Raw genomic sequence first — 16,154 nt, forward strand, 5'->3', positions numbered from 1 at the left:
ATCAATGTTTCTGAGTCTTAAATTAAATTATGAAAAAGTCGATTCTTATTACGGGTTGTTCAACCGGCATCGGTTACGTGTGCGCTCACGCCCTACAAAACAAGGGATTTAATGTCATTGCATCTTGTAGGAAAGAACAAGATGTCCAGCGCCTAATTAATGAAGGGCTAACCTGCATCAATCTAGACCTAAATAGCCCAGAAAGCATTTCTTCGGGCGTGAAGCAAGCGCTAGAGTTAGCAGAAGGTAAGCTTTACGCAGTGTTCAATAATGGTGCCTATGGTCAGCCCGGAGCACTGGAAGACTTACCCACCGAGGCTCTTCAAGATCAATTTCAGACCAACTTTTTTGGTTGGCACCAGTTGGTCAGAGAGGTGCTTCCTCATATGCGCCAGCAAGGCGAAGGACGCATCATACAAAACAGCTCTGTTCTTGGTTTTGCCGCAATGAAATACCGTGGTGCCTATAATGCATCAAAATTTGCCTTAGAAGGCTGGACAGATACGCTCAGGCTAGAGCTTGCGGATACGAATATCAAAGTGGCATTGATAGAACCAGGACCGATCGAAACTCAATTTAGAAACAATGCATTACGAGCCTTTGAGAAGTGGGTTGATATTGAATCTAGCCCCCATCGTCATGCTTATGAAGGACAAAGAGAGCGACTCAACAACGACAAGTCTAATAATCGATTTGTTTTGCCTGCAGAGTCTTGCATCGCACCAGTTCTTCATGCATTAACTAGCGTTTCACCGAAAATTCGTTATCGAATTACTACACCGACTAAATTATTCGCAGTCTTGAAAAGACTATTACCAACCCGTGTACTTGATAAAATTTTGCGACAGGCTGCATAAAAAAGTTTTGTCGAAATGTAATTTCACCGTAACAATGTGATGTCATTATGAACATGTAGGTTAAAAAAACCTCAACTAAACGAATCAATTTCTACGCAATTCAGCGGGGATTCTTTCGCCCAAAGTGATTGAGTTGCTTAGATTTGGTATCGCCACCCATTACGTTTTGTAGCAATGTTTATACTACTGCGAGGCAACAATGACATTAAATCAGCTTAACTGGCTTAGTGTGGGTGTAGTGTTGACCATGTTCATCCTATTTTGATACCGCACTAACAAATAGCATTAGAATTGCGCTGCTTCGGCAGCGTTTTCTTTTTATCTAACACCTGAGCAGCAATAACCTCACTCTATTACCTCACGTTTTCTCAAAATAGAATGATTCATTATTGATGGTGAATGTCGCTTGAATTTCACCTAAATCAACTCCATATCTAATATCAACGACAAGACACAAGGCAAGGATACTCTGATGCAATCCCCATTTATCGTTGAGATAACAGAACAGAACTTTCGCGAAACGCTTGAAGGATCAATGAACACGCCCGTTTTGATCCACTTTTGGGCCAACGCTCAGCCAGAAAGCGCACAGATACTCCCTGAGTTGCAATCTCTTGCTCAACAGTACAACGGTGCATTTACGCTTGCTCTACTAAATTGTGAAGATCAGCCCGCTTTAGCGTCTCAATTTGGCGTGCAAGTATTGCCAACTATCGCGCTGTTTATAAATGGTCAAGCCGTCGATGGTCTGGGAGGCCCCCAGCCAATTGATGCCATTGCTACCATGCTACAAAAGCATTTGCCAAGCCCAGATGAACAACTATTAAAACAAGTCAGTGAACTTCTTCAGCAAGGTGAGCATGCTCAGGCTTTGAGCATCATCCACACTTTGCCGCCAGAGCTGCAAGAGCGTGGTGATGTGAAACTCGCGATGGCTGATTGTTTGCTAGAAACCAAACAATTTGATATTGCCCAAGAACTACTGAACGCTATCCCTCTCGAGTATCAAGATAACTACTACAAGAGCCTAATAGCCAAGCTCGAGCTGCATTTGCAGGCTGCAGATAGCCCTGAGTTACAGCGACTAGAACAAGCATACGCAGCAGACATGGCAAACTTCGAACTCGCTTGTGAATTGGCGGTACAATACAACCAAGTTGGTCGGGATGAAGAAGCGTTGGAACTGCTGTGGAATATTCTTAAAAAAGACTTGGGCGCCCAAGACGGTGACGTGAAGAAGACTTTTATGGATATTCTCAGTGCGCTAGGTCAAGGTAACGCATTAGCAAGCAAATATCGTCGCCAGCTTTACTCAATTTTGTACTAAGCGCAGCATTCTTCTAGGAATAAGACAACAAAGGCCGGGATTTCCGGCCTTTGTCATATAAAAAACCAATAACCTCTCAAAGGTCTCAGAACTTCAATTGTCTATTGTCTATAAATAGGTAAAAATGGATCGAATATTATGCACTTAAGGGAATAACTCATGCCAATTGATTCACTGATCACCATCGGTATTTTCGTCGTTCTTGCTGTCGTTATCTTATCTTCAGCCATTAAAACGGTTCCGCAAGGAAACAACTGGACAGTTGAACGCTTCGGACGCTACACCCACACATTAAAGCCGGGTTTAAACTTGATCATTCCATTCGTTGATAAAGTTGGTCAAAAAGTAAACATGATGGAGCGCGTTCTCGATATTCCTGCGCAAGAGGTCATTTCAAAAGATAACGCTAACGTGGTTATTGACGCTGTCGGATTTGTTCAAGTGATCGATGCTGCAAAAGCGGCTTATGAAGTCAACGACTTAGAACACGCTATTAGAAACTTGACCCTTACGAACATTCGTACCGTTTTAGGTTCAATGGAACTGGACGAAATGCTGAGCCAACGCGACATGATCAACTCTAAGCTGTTGGCGATTGTTGACCAAGCAACAAACCCTTGGGGCGTAAAAGTCACACGAATTGAGATTAAAGATGTCCAGCCACCAGCCGATCTGACCGCTGCAATGAATGCGCAAATGAAAGCCGAGCGTAATAAGCGTGCGGAAATTCTTGAAGCAGAAGGGGTTCGCCAAGCTGAGATATTAAAGGCCGAAGGTCATAAACAATCAGAGATATTAAAAGCTGAAGGCGAAAAGCAGTCTGCTATTCTCCATGCAGAAGCACGTGAGCGTGCCGCGCAAGCAGAAGCAAAAGCGACTTACATGGTTTCCGAAGCCATTGCAAAAGGTGACATGCAAGCCGTCAATTACTTCATTGCACAGGGTTATACCGAAGCGATCAAGAGCATTGGTCAAGCCGAAAATGGTAAAATCATTATGCTTCCATTAGAAGCAACCGGACTAATGGGCTCGGTTGCAGGGATAGCAGAAATGTTTAAACAGCAAGATAAAGAATAATTTATGGACTTTTTTAGTTTGTTGGAAGGTATCTCTTTCTGGCATTGGCTAGCGTTTGGCTTTGCTCTTTTAGCAGTTGAGCTACTTGGTACCGCAGGGTATTTTCTCTGGCTCGGGATGTCTGCACTTATCGTTGGAGCCATCATGACCGTTTTGCCAATGAGCTGGCAATTGCAATGGCTTTGCTTTGCAAGCTTCAGCTTAATCACCACCTGGCTTTGGTGGCGACGACAATGGTCTAAAGACAAGCAAGAAGACCAAGAAAGAGATCTGAACCAAAAGTACAAGCAGTTAATTGGGCGTACTCTTATCCTTGAAGAAGACTTTTCCGTCGGGCTCAATCGCATCAAGGTAGCCGATACCACATGGTCCGCACAATCGGATCAAGCACTTCCAGCCGGTACCCGCGTAAGAATCACCGATGTGGAAGGTATTATTTTAATCATTGAGCCTGATTCTAATTAATTTATGCCAAAGTAATGGGGCAAATCATGCGCCATTACTTTAATCTAAACAACTGCTTTCTTTTCATTACCTTAATTAAAATCGAGAAAAAAATAAGTAGTAGTAATATTATTAATACCCTACCTCCCATTCCCTATCATTTAATTATTCAACACACGACAATCAATAAGATAGAAATATATCTAGGTAAGTTATTGCTCTAAATTTATTTTAAAAAATAAAACTTTATTGAATTATTTTTTGATCTTTTTATCCTCGGATACATACTTAACGCATAAGCATTTAAGTTGAGTGCTTTTTATTTGGTAAGTAAGAGGATGTACTATGAATAAACTTCTCTTTTTAATGTTGTGCGGTATTTTTTCTTTTTCTTCCTTTGCCTACAACAACGGAAACGGCGGTACAACTAATTTGGGACCTATAGTCGAATGTAAGATGCCAAGTGGCGACGTTACGAATATTCCAAGTGAAATGTGTCGATTTAGAGGTGGGGAATGGGAATAGTAAAGAAGTAAGAGCTTAGTTTGATATAAGAGCCCTATTCAACCTTGCCTTTCTGCGTAGTCACGGTTTATACAAGTACGTAGATATTTAAAGTTTATATTAAGGTGATGATTATGAGATTTTTATCTGGTCTATTAGTAATATCTTTTGCCATAATTCCGTTAACCACTCATGCTAATGGTGCATCCGGTGGTCGTACGTTAGGCCCAGAGATAAAGTGTGAGTTGCCAAACGGTAATGTACATATGTTGCCACCGTTATATTGCAAAATATACGACGGCCGAGAAGTGAAATAGAAAAGGAGCCTAGCGGCTCCTTTTATTATTTCACTAAGTATTAGTGGAAGCTGTAAGGGATAAGAACTTGTAGACGTAAGTCTGTCTCATCCGCATCGCCTGCACCTGCGTACTCATCACGTTCTAGGATTGTACCGTGTAAACGAATGGTAGAACCTTTAAGCGCGCCACTTTGTAGTGAGTAAGATACTGTTGCGTTAACTGCGTATTCGCTTTCGTAATCCCAGTCACCTGATGCTCCGCTTGCTGCAGAGTCAGCGCCAGTACCGTAACCAAAGCCTAGGTAGTAGTTCCAGCCGTTACCTTGGTTGTAAGATAGACGGTTGTACCATGCTAGCTCACCCGCTTTGTTCCAGTCAGATAGCGCATCCCACCACTGAGACCAAGTACCATTGTTCATACCATATGTATGAATAGTACGAGGAACGAAGTCCGCACGGTTATCTGTGTCTGTGTAGCGCAACTCAGACATCCAAGCTAGCTTGCCGAAAGATTGGTTCAAAGACAGACCAGTGTGGAAACCTAGACCATCGTATTTCACATCGTCATCAACACCGTAGAAATCAAATGCTAGAGTTGTACGATCGCTCACTGTGTACTTCAAATACGCTTTGTAAGATGTGTTATCAGTCTCGTTGTGGTAGCTAGTCACTTGACCTGCACCCCAGTCAACACCATTTGCATATTGAACGCCAGTTGCTTGGCCTAGGCCAAGTTGCATAAACAGGCTGTCAGTTAGGTTACCATTTAGACCTAGAGAGTGTAGGTAGCTCCATGACGTGTCAGACCAAAGCGCTGGTGCGTAATCATCTTCGTGAAGCAGCCAAGGTGCTGTAAATTGGTCTGCGCCAAAGTAGCTTAGGTTGAAATCACCAAGTTTAGCGTTCAGTTCGAAACCACGGTAAGTACCAGGTACAAAGCTCCAAACGTTACCGATTGTACCGTTACCACCAGCCTGTAACATACCGAAACGAGCATTAAAGTTTTCGTTTGCTTTGAATTTCAGCGCTGCTTTGTAAACTTTAAGCTGCTGACCATCACCTGCACCCCAGTCTAGGTTGTTACAAGTTGAGATTTCGTTACATAGGTAGCCTTCGTTTGAATTGTAAAGACTATCGTTGTAAAGATCGCCAGAGTAGTAAGCCGCAACATCTGCGCCCACCCAACCATCGTGGTAGCCAGAAGTGAAGTCTAAAATTGCGTTGTAAGAAGAGTAGTTTAGACGACTCCAACGGTCACCATTTTCACCGCCGGGCTTACCTGTTGTACGAGTTCGTGAACGAGTATCAACTATGAATAATGCATTTAGACTTGAGTCTTGCATAAATTCGTTCACTTTCTCTACGTACTCGCCACCTGCTGCACTTTCAGTAGACGCTGTAGCTGGAGCGACAGCAACAACACCAAACATTGCTGCGGTTAACGCTGAAACCTTAAAAAATTTGTCCATGGAAAAACTCCTAAAAATGGATATAGCTGTATTTTTCTATCTCACCTTTAGTTGGCCGCCGAAGGAGAGAAGTAAATTCCTGATCAAACCTCATTATTTCTAATTTGGCTTTTTTTAGTTCCTGCATACACACCGTGTATCCACGTGATTAAGACTAACTTCGCAGCTAAAAACATCCAAATGGAACTTATTTTTTTTCTAAAAAAATATGAGCCACTCCAAAGTTCCATATAACTTATTGATCCAGATCTTATTTTTAACAACATCAAAACAACACAATAAATTATTATTTAAAATCAAACACTTAAATTGAACTTAAAAGTATCAACTTGAAGTCACTCGCAGACTAAAAAAGCCAAAAAAACCAATAACCCAAGGTTCGATCTTGATCACTGAAAAGAACAAAGGCACCAATTACTCAATAAAAAAACACTTAATTATGAACAATAAAAAGCCCCGCATGCTTACCATACGGGGCTTTTAGTTATTTTTTAGCTTTTTTGAGAAGACTTAATTCATCAGTTCGAGTAAGTCTTGTTCTGTTTTAATTTCGATACCCAGTTCTTGTGCCTTTGCGAGCTTCGAACCTGCATTTTCACCAGCAAACAAAATATCGGTTTTCTTAGAAACACTACCCGTCACTTTAGCCCCCAGTGCTTGGAGGGCTTCTTTGGCTTCTGTACGCCCCAGTTGAGAAAGTGTTCCCGTTAATACTACTGTTTTACCTTCTAATGGTAATTCCCCCACCTGCTCAGTAGTATTAATCTCTGGCCAATGAATTCCTTGTTCAAGCAAATCTTTAACCACCGCTTGGTTCTGTTCTTCACTAAAGAAAGTCGTAATATGTTGAGCAACCACAGCACCGATGTCTTGCACTTCAATCAACTGCTCTTCGGTAGCATTTTGGATCGCTCCCAACGTTTTAAAGTGCATTGCTAAGTTTGCTGCGGTTGCCTCGCCAACTTCACGGATCCCCAGTGAATACAAAAACCGAGGTAAAGTTGTTTCTTTGGATTTTTCTAACGCATTCACAATATTTTGCGCAGACTTTGGCCCCATGCGATCTAGTACGGTTAAAATCCCCGCAGATAACTTAAATAAGTCAGCAGGAGTTTTCACCATCTCACGATCAACAAGCTGCTCGATCACTTTATCGCCTAAACCGTCAACGTCTAACGCTTTACGAGAAACAAAGTGTTTTAGCGCTTGTTTGCGTTGGGCTTGGCAAACTAAGCCCCCCATACAACGTGTTACCGCTTCTCCTTCGATCCGCTCAACATGCGAACCACAAACAGGACACTGAGTTGGGAAAACAATATCTCGAGCTGTTTCTGGTCGACGCTCTTTGATGACAGATACGACTTGGGGAATAACATCGCCAGCACGGCGGATCACAACGTGATCACCAATCTTGACTTGCAGACGTTCTATCTCATCTGCGTTATGAAGCGTCGCATTACTTACCGTTACCCCGCCAACAAATACAGGCTCTAGTTTAGCAACAGGTGTAATCGCACCAGTGCGACCGACTTGGAACTCCACTTCATTCAGTGTCGTCATTTCTTCCTGTGCTGGGAATTTGTAGGCAATCGCCCAACGTGGAGCGCGAGCAACAAACCCCAGACGCTCTTGCACGGCAATATCGTCAATTTTAATAACGACACCATCGATCTCATAAGGGAGGGCATCACGACGCTGCAATATATCTTGGTAGTAAGCTTTTACATCCGCCAAGCTTTCAACTCGCTTAGTTTCCGGACACATTGGCAGTCCCCAAGATTTGATTTGCAAAAAGCGTTCGTAATGACTTGCTGCCAATTCTGCACCTTGCACCACGCCTACACTGTATGCATAGAAGCTAAGCGGACGAGAAGCCGTAATACGTGAATCCAATTGTCGTAAGCTACCTGCCGCAGCGTTACGTGGATTAACAAAGATTTTCTCGCCTTTCTTCCTTGCTAATTCATTGAGCTTTTCAAACCCAGCTTTCGGCATAAAGACTTCACCACGAACTTCAAGACGATTTGGCCAGTCATTACCTCTGAGTTTTAAAGGAATAGCTTTAATCGTACGCACATTCTCTGTGATGTTTTCACCCGTAGTACCATCGCCTCGAGTGGCCGCCTGAACTAAAACGCCATTCTCATATAACAAACTTACGGCGAGTCCATCCAATTTAGGCTCACAACAGTATTCTTTCACACTCTGGCTGCCCACGCGCTCTTGTGCGCGCTTGTGGAAACTATCGAGTTCACTATCATCAAACGCGTTATCAAGCGAAAGCATCGGTACTTCATGTGTCACTTGGCTAAACGCAGAGAGAGGTTGCCCACCGACACGTTGGCTTGGCGAGTCTACGGTTATTAAGTCAGGGTTCTCAGCTTCAATATCCAGTAACTCTCGCATTAAACGGTCGTACTCGGCATCAGGGATCTCTGGGTTATCTTCCACGTAGTAACGCACAGCGTGGTAATGCAACGACTCTTTTAGTTCTTCTAGTCGCTGAAGTACTGATTCAGACATAGTAAAGCCCCGTGTATTTTCAATCGGTGAGGTTGGGAAATCCAAGAAAAAGGGCTCCATCCGGAGCCCTATTATTATTTGCAGTTAAGATTATGCGTTAGCGGCATTAAACTCAACTATTTGACGTCGATAAGATGCTAAACGATCTGGCGTCATTAAGTTGCGCTGGTCATCAAGTACGTTACCACCTAAATCATCAGCAATTTGCTGCGCAGTTCGGAGCATTAAGTTGAAGTTCTGTTCAGCCTCGCCATAACAAGGCAATGTCATGAAGAATGAAATACCCTTCGTTGTAAACTCAGCAGGATCAGCATGTTCAAACGTACCAGGGTGCATCATATTAGCGACGCTAAACAGCACTTTGCCGTTACCGGACAAGTCGACATGACGGTGGAAAATATCCATCTCGCCATAAATTAGACCGTTTTGTTGCATACTTTCAAATAAAGCAGTACCAACAAATGGCTCTTCACCCGCACAGTGCACATTCAATACAATCACTTGCATTTCAGGTTCTAGCTTTGGCTCTTCCTTAGGCTCTGCAACGACAGGCTCACTAACCGTTTCGACTTGCTGTTCTTTCTCCGTAATATCAAACGCGGCGGGAATAGCGTCTTCTTCCACAGCGGGCTGGAATGGCTCTTCAGCTACTGTTGCTTGAACAACAGGCTCAACGTCCTCTTTTTTATCTTTTTCTGCACCAAATGAAGGGATGTCATCCGGCTCCTGCTGCGTCTGTTTGACTTCAGATGGGCCACCGAATAACGGGTCAGATTCAAACTTGTTGTCGAAAGAATTCGCCATCCCAAAATCTGGTTCTTTGCGATCTTTGCGAATGATCTCAAAGTCATCTTCAGGAGCGGGAGCGAAGTCTCGTTCTTTCTCAACAAGATCATTTTTGTCTTCTTGGTTAACATCCAGCTTACCAAGTGGCTTGTTACCAAACTTTGCTTTGCCTTCTTTTTTACTGCTCCATAAACCATGAAACAGTAATGCCGCGATGGCTAATGCGCCAACAACAATGAGTACGAATCGCAATTCCTGCATTATTTACTCTCAATATACTTGTTTTTACTACTCGCAGTTCCTTGAGCAGCAACCCAAGTGCAATAAATCTGAATGATACGTTTACTTTACCAAAACTATATGTAGATTTAGAACAACTTAATGCAAGAAGTTCCGTTTTTTGTTGTGATTCTTGCCACGATTCCACTTAACAAGACGTCATTTGTCAGGGCATTGAAAGAAAAGTCCTCACAGGTACAATGAGTTTTCATTTACACGAAGCCAAAATAGACATGAAGCAAAACAATCAGCAGAGAACCGGGTTCGGTTATTTTCTATACGGGATACAATTGGCACTTGCCCCTAAAATCAGGCGCTTTGTCATCTTACCTCTACTTGCAAATATCTTGCTTGTAGGTGGTGCCATCTTCTATCTATTTTCAAACCTTAATATATGGATAGAAGGCTGGATTGGGCAGCTGCCTGAGTTTTTATCCTGGTTAACTTACATTCTTTGGCCTTTACTCGCTCTGACGATACTCGCTACCTTCTCCTATTTTTTCAGCACGCTCGCGAACTTTATCGCCGCGCCATTCAATGGCCTCTTGGCTGAAAAAGTGGAAGAGTACTTAACGGGACAAAAAGTAAATGATGATGGTTTCACTGCCGTCCTGAAAGATGTTCCTCGCGTTTTAGCTCGTGAGTGGAGAAAGCTCCTTTACATTTTACCTAAAGCAATAGGCCTATTCCTGTTATTGCTCATCCCTGCCCTTGGACAAACAGTAGGCCCATTTTTATGGTTTATCTTTACCGCCTGGATGCTCGCGATTCAATATTGTGACTACCCGTTTGATAACCACAAAATCCCATTTAACGACATGCGTTACAAATTGAAACAAAAGCAAGGTAAGGCCTATGGCTTTGGGGTATTGGTGTCTGTATTTACGACGATCCCAATTTTGAACCTCATTGTCATGCCTGTAGCAATATGTGGTGCAACCGCTATGTGGGTCGCGGAGTTTAAGCACCAACGATAGTCGATTAGAGATTAAGGAAAGGGATCAGCGTCAGCTTTTCCCTTTTCTTTTATCAAGTTCTGGGCCAACCTAATAAGATATAACTTTTTAATCCTTTTCCCTTTTTTTCATACCGCATATTCTTCTATCCATATTCACACAACGTGTAATGAAGGAACATCACTATGAGCAAAATCTACGAAGATAACTCTCTTACTATTGGTAATACACCTCTCGTTCGTCTAAACAAAGTAAGTAAAGGCAAAGTTCTCGCGAAAATTGAAGCGCGTAACCCTAGCTTCAGTGTTAAGTGCCGTATCGGTGCAAACATGATTTGGGAAGCAGAGAAAGCGGGCCTTCTTAAGCCAGGTGTAGAGCTTGTAGAACCTACCAGTGGCAACACAGGTGTTGCTCTAGCATTCGTAGCGGCTGCTCGCGGTTACAAGCTAACATTGACCATGCCTGAATCAATGAGCCTAGAACGCCGTAAGCTACTAAAAGCACTAGGCGCGAACCTTGAGCTGACTGAAGCGGCGAAAGGCATGAAAGGGGCGATTGCTAAAGCAGAAGAAATCGTAGCAAGCAACCCTGAGAAGTACCTACTTCTTCAACAATTTGACAACCCAGCGAACCCAGAAATCCACGAAAAGACTACGGGCCCTGAGATTTGGGAAGCGACAGACGGTGAAATCGACGTATTCGTTGCTGGTGTTGGTACGGGCGGTACTATCACAGGTACAAGCCGTTACATCAAAGGTGAAAAAGGCAAAGCCATCACTTCTGTTGCAGTTGAGCCAGCAGAGTCTCCGGTTATTGCACAAGCACTTGCTGGCGAAGAAATCCAACCTGCCCCACACAAAATTCAAGGTATCGGTGCTGGTTTCATCCCTGGTAACCTCGATTTAGACATTATTGACCGTGTTGAGCAAGTTACCTCAGAAGAAGCGATTGAGATGGCTCGTCGCCTAATGGAAGAGGAAGGTATCCTAGCTGGTATCTCATCTGGCGCAGCGGTTGTTGCAGCGAACCGACTTGCGGAACTACCTGAATTTGAAGGAAAAACAATTGTAACTGTCTTGCCAAGTTCCGGTGAGCGTTACCTAAGTACAGCACTCTTTGCAGGTATCTTTACCGAAAAAGAGAACCAACAATAATATGTGTTCAAATCAATTTTTAGTTTAAAAAAGCCCCGTTTAGGGGCTTTTTTGTTGATCCCTGCCCTACCTTTGGTAATATCAGGGTGTTTTATTTCTAGCTTCAAAATAAAGAAGCAGAACACAAAAAGGTTTCAAAGTGATTACGCACGCAAACAGTTGCGTAGTTACCAAACTTTTGACTAGTATCAGAACTGACGCGCTTTGAACTCTTCCCGTGCTAGCGCACAAGATGTAAAGCAGTTAAGCTAAAATCTGGTCACAAACTAACAAAAAAATACATTTATTGGGGTATATCACATGTACGAGAAGCAAGTAGAAATCACAGCAGAAAACGGCCTTCACACTCGTCCAGCTGCACAGTTTGTTAAAGAAGCAAAAGCATTCGACGCAGACATCACTGTGACTTCTAACGGTAAAAGCGCTAGCGCTAAGAGCCTGTTCAAACTACAAACACTAGGCCTAGTAAAAGGTACTCAAGTTACTATTTCTGCTGAAGGCCCACAAGCTCAGCAAGCAGTTGACCACCTAGTTGCTCTAATGGACCAACTACACTAATCCGGTCTCCTACTCCAGAAGCCATTTTGTGAAAGCAAAATGGCTTTGTTGGAAATAGGCTCAAAACTAAGCTAAAACTATTCGTTAGCGCACCCATTATTCTCCCGTTTTATAAAGTTGACCAAACTTAAGGTAAGGCTATGATTTCAGGCATCCTAGCATCTCCTGGTATTGCAATCGGTAAAGCACTACTACTTCAAGAAGATGAAATTGTCCTAAACACAAACACTATTTCTGACGATCAAGTAGAAGCTGAAGTTCAGCGTTTCTTTGACGCTCGTAACAAATCTGCAGCTCAGCTAGAAACTATCAAGCAAAAAGCGCTTGAAACGTTTGGCGAAGAAAAAGAAGCGATCTTTGAAGGTCACATCATGCTTCTTGAAGACGAAGAGCTAGAAGAGGAAATCCTAGCACTTATCAAAAACGACAAGATGACTGCTGATCACGCTATCCACTCAGTGATCGAAGAGCAAGCATGTGCTCTTGAGTCTCTAGACGACGAATACTTAAAAGAGCGTGCAACTGACATCCGCGATATCGGTTCTCGTTTTGTTAAGAACGCACTAGGCATCAACATTGTTTCGCTTAGCGATATCAACGAAGAAGTAATTCTTGTTGCTTACGACCTAACGCCATCTGAAACTGCACAAATTAACCTAGACTACGTGCTTGGTTTTGCTTGTGACATCGGTGGTCGTACATCTCACACTTCAATCATGGCTCGCTCACTTGAGCTTCCAGCTATCGTTGGTACTAACGACATCACGAAGAAAGTTAAGAATGGCGACATGCTGATTCTTGACGCAATGAACAACAAGATTGTTGTTAACCCATCAGAAGCTGAGCTAGAAGAAGCGAAAGCGGTTAAAGCAGCATTCCTAGCTGAAAAAGAAGAGCTAGCGAAACTGAAAGACCTACACGCAGAAACGACTGACGGTCACCGTGTAGAAGTTTGCGGTAACATCGGTACAGTGAAAGACTGTGACGGTATCCTTCGTAACGGCGGTGAAGGTGTTGGTCTGTACCGTACTGAATTCCTATTTATGGACCGTACTGCGCTACCAACTGAAGAAGAACAGTACCAAGCGTACAAAGAAGTTGCGGAAGCAATGAACGGTCAAGCTGTGATCATCCGTACTATGGATATCGGCGGCGATAAAGATCTCCCATACATGGATCTTCCAAAAGAGATGAACCCATTCCTAGGCTGGCGCGCTGTACGTATCAGTCTAGATCGTCGTGAGATCCTTCGTGATCAGCTACGTGGCATTCTACGTGCTTCTGCACACGGCAAACTGCGTATCATGTTCCCAATGATCATCTCTGTCGAAGAAATCCGTGAGCTTAAGAAAGCGATCGAAGAGTACAAAGAAGAGCTACGCGCTGAAGGCCACGCGTTCGACGAAAACATCGAAATCGGTGTTATGGTTGAAACTCCTGCTGCTGCTGCGATCGCACACCACTTAGCGAAGGAAGTGTCTTTCTTCTCTATCGGCACAAACGACCTAACTCAGTACACGCTAGCGGTTGACCGTGGTAACGAGATGATTTCTCACCTATACAACCCACTATCACCAGCTGTACTTACAGTGATCAAGCAAGTTATCGACGCTTCTCACGCAGAAGGTAAATGGACTGGTATGTGTGGTGAACTTGCAGGTGACGAGCGTGCAACACTTCTACTTCTAGGTATGGGTCTGGACGAGTTCTCAATGAGCGGCATTTCAATCCCTAAAGTGAAGAAAGTAGTTCGTAACTCTAACTTCGCAGAAGTGAAAGCAATGGCTGAAGAAGCCCTTTCTCTACCAACAGCAGAAGAAATCGAAGCCGTGGTAGAAAAGTTTATTGCTGAGAAAGCTCAGTAATCGGTAGTACCAAGTAATTCAATACTTAATGGCCATTAGACGGCGAAAAAAGTCGTCTAATGAGCTATATTGGTATACTATAATTCGACAGAATAAAACCAAACCTTAGGAGCATGACACAATGGGTCTGTTTGACAAACTTAAGAAGCTTGTATCTGATGACAGCGCTGACGCTGGTGCTATCGAAATCATCGCGCCACTTTCTGGTGAGATTGTAAACATCGAAGACGTGCCAGATGTTGTTTTCGCTGAGAAAATCGTTGGTGACGGTATTGCTATCAAGCCAGCAGGCAACAAAATGGTAGCTCCTGTAAACGGTACTATCGGTAAGATCTTCGAAACTAACCACGCATTCTCTATCGAGTCTGACGACGGTGTTGAGCTTTTCGTTCACTTCGGTATCGACACAGTTGAACTAAAAGGCGAAGGCTTCACGCGTATCGCTGAAGAAGGTCAAACTGTTAAAGCTGGCGACACTGTTATTGAATTCGATCTAGCTCTTCTAGAAGAGAAAGCGAAGTCAACGCTAACTCCAGTTGTTATCTCTAACATGGACGAAATCAAAGAGCTGAACAAGCTTTCTGGTTCTGTGACTGTTGGTGAAACTCCAGTTCTACGTGTAACTAAGTAATTTTTACTTAGCCGAACACGAAAAAACGCTGCCATTGGCAGCGTTTTTTATTACCTGAAGTTTATACTTTCTTACCGGATTCAACTGAGTAGACCAAGTGCCGAACTCGGCCTTTGCTTTGCCTGAGCCAATAACGCAGTTGTCGCATCTTGGAGCACTTGAGAACGCACCATTTCCGTAGATTCTCTTGCGAAGTCTGTATCTCTTATTCGACTCTTGGATTCTGTAACACTCCGATTCACAGTATTTAAGTTATCCATCGAGCCGTTTACACGGTTCTGAAAGCTGCCAATTTCACTCCGGTGCGAATCAACATACTTAATTGCTGCATCAATCACCCCAATTGAAAGCTGCGCCTTACCTGCCGTCGACATATCGATGTCATCCATTGTGACTAATTGACCAGCGCTCACATCAAGCTCATCCGCTAAACTCCCATCGAGAACCACACCCTCTGGCGCCTTCATCGTAGAAGCGAAGAATTGCAGTTCGTTGTTTTCCGTTACTGAAGCATTCACTATCGATTGTTGAGCATTGATGTAAGTGGCGACCTGTTCTATACGGTCACCCAATTTGAGTCCAATGGATTCCGTTTGGGTTTGCCCTTTACTGTCTTGGTATTCGACTTTTAGGGTTTGGTTATCTTTAGTGACTCGCCAATCTTTATCGACCGCATCACCAACATAATGCTGCCCTCCCATCTCTGGGATATGGCTACGCATGTTACGTAACGTCAAAGAGATTGAATTAGCGTTCGCGCCAATATGGAAACTTTGTGAACCGTAAGATCCATCAAACAGGTTTTTATCCGCAAATGTTGTCGTGATCGCGACACGATCAAGCTCATCTTGCAGCGCTACGACCTCATATTGAATACTTTGCCGATCACTTGAGTCATAACTGCCGTTTGCTGCTTGAAGCCCCAGAGAGCGTAAGCGTTGCAATATGTCACTGCTTTCGTGCAATGCTCCCTCCGCTGTTTGAGCAACAGAAAAAGCGTCGTGCGCATTTCTTAAGGCGACATCAAGCCCTCTCGTTTGTACATGGAGAGTATTCGATATCTGTAAACCTGCCGCATCATCGCTCGCCGAGTTGATTCGAAACCCCGAAGTTAGGTTGCGTTGTGACTCAACATTTTGCGCAGCTGCTTGACTCAGGTGTCTCTGCGCCACCATCGCAGAAACATTGGAATTTAAAGAGATCATCTAATCGATATGAATGCCTTATCGAACATACTGTCAGGACACATCTGAATCGTTATAGCCAATAAGCAAAAAGCCAGGGATGAGCCTGGCTTTGGTTTCTTGCTTTGTTAAATTGATTAACCTAGCAGACTTAGCGCTGAGTTAGGCGCTTGTTTCGCTTGCGCAAGGATTGAGCTTGACGCTTGCGATAGAATTTGTGATTTGGTCATTGCCGTCGTTTC

General features: G+C 43.5%; 15 protein-coding genes. 10 read left to right on the forward strand and 5 right to left on the reverse strand.

The annotated features are described in order from the left end of the window. Nucleotides 1–29: 29 nt before the first annotated feature. The 5 genes from R8N46_RS18195 to R8N46_RS18215 all read left to right on the forward strand — a co-directional run bounded on the left by R8N46_RS18195 (nt 30) and on the right by R8N46_RS18215 (nt 4,526). Nucleotides 30–857: an SDR family oxidoreductase gene (locus tag R8N46_RS18195; protein ID WP_025766996.1), complete on the forward strand. Its 828-nt coding sequence runs from the start codon at nt 30–32 to the stop codon at nt 855–857. A 472-nt stretch (nt 858–1,329) separates the two neighbouring features. Then, the gene (locus R8N46_RS18200) at nt 1,330–2,184 is read left to right on the forward strand and encodes a co-chaperone YbbN (RefSeq protein WP_005388628.1); all 855 of its coding nucleotides are present in this window, start codon (nt 1,330–1,332) and stop codon (nt 2,182–2,184) included. Nucleotides 2,185–2,343: 159 nt separating this feature from the next. Continuing rightward, nucleotides 2,344–3,261 (forward strand): SPFH domain-containing protein, encoded by a 918-nt coding sequence (locus R8N46_RS18205; protein WP_005382060.1) that lies wholly within the window; start codon nt 2,344–2,346, stop codon nt 3,259–3,261. Between the two features lie 3 nt (nt 3,262–3,264). After that, nucleotides 3,265–3,726: an NfeD family protein gene (locus R8N46_RS18210; protein WP_005382058.1), complete on the forward strand. Its 462-nt coding sequence runs from the start codon at nt 3,265–3,267 to the stop codon at nt 3,724–3,726. A 617-nt stretch (nt 3,727–4,343) separates the two neighbouring features. Then, nucleotides 4,344–4,526 carry a hypothetical protein gene (locus R8N46_RS18215; protein WP_021707681.1) on the forward strand — a complete coding sequence of 61 codons (183 nt, stop codon included), beginning with the start codon at nt 4,344–4,346 and terminating at the stop codon, nt 4,524–4,526. A gap of 40 nt (nt 4,527–4,566) precedes the next feature. Here R8N46_RS18215 and R8N46_RS18220 read toward each other — a convergent pair whose 3' ends face one another. From R8N46_RS18220 to zipA, 3 genes are all read right to left on the reverse strand, one after another. After that, nucleotides 4,567–5,976, reverse strand: coding sequence for a hypothetical protein (locus R8N46_RS18220; RefSeq protein WP_005382055.1), 1,410 nt, complete (start codon nt 5,974–5,976; stop codon nt 4,567–4,569). A 510-nt stretch (nt 5,977–6,486) separates the two neighbouring features. Then, nucleotides 6,487–8,499, reverse strand: a complete 2,013-nt coding sequence (gene ligA / locus R8N46_RS18225) for an NAD-dependent DNA ligase LigA (RefSeq protein ID WP_017819968.1) — start codon at nt 8,497–8,499, stop codon at nt 6,487–6,489. Nucleotides 8,500–8,589: 90 nt separating this feature from the next. Continuing rightward, nucleotides 8,590–9,546 (reverse strand): cell division protein ZipA, encoded by a 957-nt coding sequence (gene zipA, locus R8N46_RS18230; RefSeq protein WP_318098488.1) that lies wholly within the window; start codon nt 9,544–9,546, stop codon nt 8,590–8,592. A gap of 251 nt (nt 9,547–9,797) precedes the next feature. Between zipA and cysZ the strand changes: the two genes are divergently transcribed. The 5 genes from cysZ (at nt 9,798) to crr (ending at nt 14,728) form a co-directional block, all read left to right on the forward strand. Further along, complete coding sequence (cysZ, locus tag R8N46_RS18235) at nt 9,798–10,541, forward strand: sulfate transporter CysZ (RefSeq protein ID WP_025998633.1); 744 nt, start codon at nt 9,798–9,800, stop codon at nt 10,539–10,541. Between the two features lie 164 nt (nt 10,542–10,705). Continuing rightward, entirely contained in the window at nt 10,706–11,674 is a 969-nt protein-coding gene (gene cysK / locus R8N46_RS18240) for a cysteine synthase A (RefSeq protein WP_005382045.1), read from the forward strand. Nucleotides 11,675–11,974: 300 nt separating this feature from the next. Next, nucleotides 11,975–12,232, forward strand: a complete 258-nt coding sequence (locus R8N46_RS18245; protein WP_005382043.1) for an HPr family phosphocarrier protein — start codon at nt 11,975–11,977, stop codon at nt 12,230–12,232. Between the two features lie 140 nt (nt 12,233–12,372). Next, nucleotides 12,373–14,097 (forward strand): phosphoenolpyruvate-protein phosphotransferase PtsI, encoded by a 1,725-nt coding sequence (gene ptsI, locus R8N46_RS18250; RefSeq protein WP_005389298.1) that lies wholly within the window; start codon nt 12,373–12,375, stop codon nt 14,095–14,097. Nucleotides 14,098–14,218: 121 nt separating this feature from the next. Further along, nucleotides 14,219–14,728 carry a PTS glucose transporter subunit IIA gene (crr, locus tag R8N46_RS18255; protein WP_005382041.1) on the forward strand — a complete coding sequence of 170 codons (510 nt, stop codon included), beginning with the start codon at nt 14,219–14,221 and terminating at the stop codon, nt 14,726–14,728. Between the two features lie 80 nt (nt 14,729–14,808). Here the strand turns inward: crr and R8N46_RS18260 are convergent, their stop codons facing one another. Together R8N46_RS18260 and R8N46_RS18265 are read right to left on the reverse strand one after the other, a co-directional pair. Then, nucleotides 14,809–15,933, reverse strand: coding sequence for a flagellin (locus R8N46_RS18260; RefSeq protein WP_005382040.1), 1,125 nt, complete (start codon nt 15,931–15,933; stop codon nt 14,809–14,811). Between the two features lie 116 nt (nt 15,934–16,049). Continuing rightward, nucleotides 16,050–16,154 (reverse strand): flagellin (locus tag R8N46_RS18265; RefSeq protein ID WP_254661342.1); only part of this gene is annotated, 105 nt, incomplete at its 5' end.

This window comes from Vibrio sp. 1874 (assembly GCF_033344395.1).
Lineage (GTDB): Bacteria > Pseudomonadota > Gammaproteobacteria > Enterobacterales > Vibrionaceae > Vibrio > Vibrio alginolyticus.

Bases quoted from the DNA above. Each gene is read 5' to 3' on its own strand.
- zipA (WP_318098488.1), bottom strand. From the start codon at position 9,546: ATGCAGGAATTGCGATTCGTACTCATTGTTGTTGGCGCATTAGCCATC.
- R8N46_RS18200 (WP_005388628.1), top strand. From the start codon at position 1,330: ATGCAATCCCCATTTATCGTTGAGATAACAGAACAGAACTTTCGCGAA.
- cysZ (WP_025998633.1), top strand. From the start codon at position 9,798: ATGAAGCAAAACAATCAGCAGAGAACCGGGTTCGGTTATTTTCTATAC.
- ligA (WP_017819968.1), bottom strand. From the start codon at position 8,499: ATGTCTGAATCAGTACTTCAGCGACTAGAAGAACTAAAAGAGTCGTTG.
- R8N46_RS18245 (WP_005382043.1), top strand. From the start codon at position 11,975: ATGTACGAGAAGCAAGTAGAAATCACAGCAGAAAACGGCCTTCACACT.
- cysK (WP_005382045.1), top strand. From the start codon at position 10,706: ATGAGCAAAATCTACGAAGATAACTCTCTTACTATTGGTAATACACCT.
- R8N46_RS18260 (WP_005382040.1), bottom strand. From the start codon at position 15,933: ATGATCTCTTTAAATTCCAATGTTTCTGCGATGGTGGCGCAGAGACAC.
- crr (WP_005382041.1), top strand. From the start codon at position 14,219: ATGGGTCTGTTTGACAAACTTAAGAAGCTTGTATCTGATGACAGCGCT.
- R8N46_RS18220 (WP_005382055.1), bottom strand. From the start codon at position 5,976: ATGGACAAATTTTTTAAGGTTTCAGCGTTAACCGCAGCAATGTTTGGT.
- R8N46_RS18195 (WP_025766996.1), top strand. From the start codon at position 30: ATGAAAAAGTCGATTCTTATTACGGGTTGTTCAACCGGCATCGGTTAC.
- R8N46_RS18210 (WP_005382058.1), top strand. From the start codon at position 3,265: ATGGACTTTTTTAGTTTGTTGGAAGGTATCTCTTTCTGGCATTGGCTA.
- R8N46_RS18215 (WP_021707681.1), top strand. From the start codon at position 4,344: ATGAGATTTTTATCTGGTCTATTAGTAATATCTTTTGCCATAATTCCG.
- R8N46_RS18205 (WP_005382060.1), top strand. From the start codon at position 2,344: ATGCCAATTGATTCACTGATCACCATCGGTATTTTCGTCGTTCTTGCT.
- ptsI (WP_005389298.1), top strand. From the start codon at position 12,373: ATGATTTCAGGCATCCTAGCATCTCCTGGTATTGCAATCGGTAAAGCA.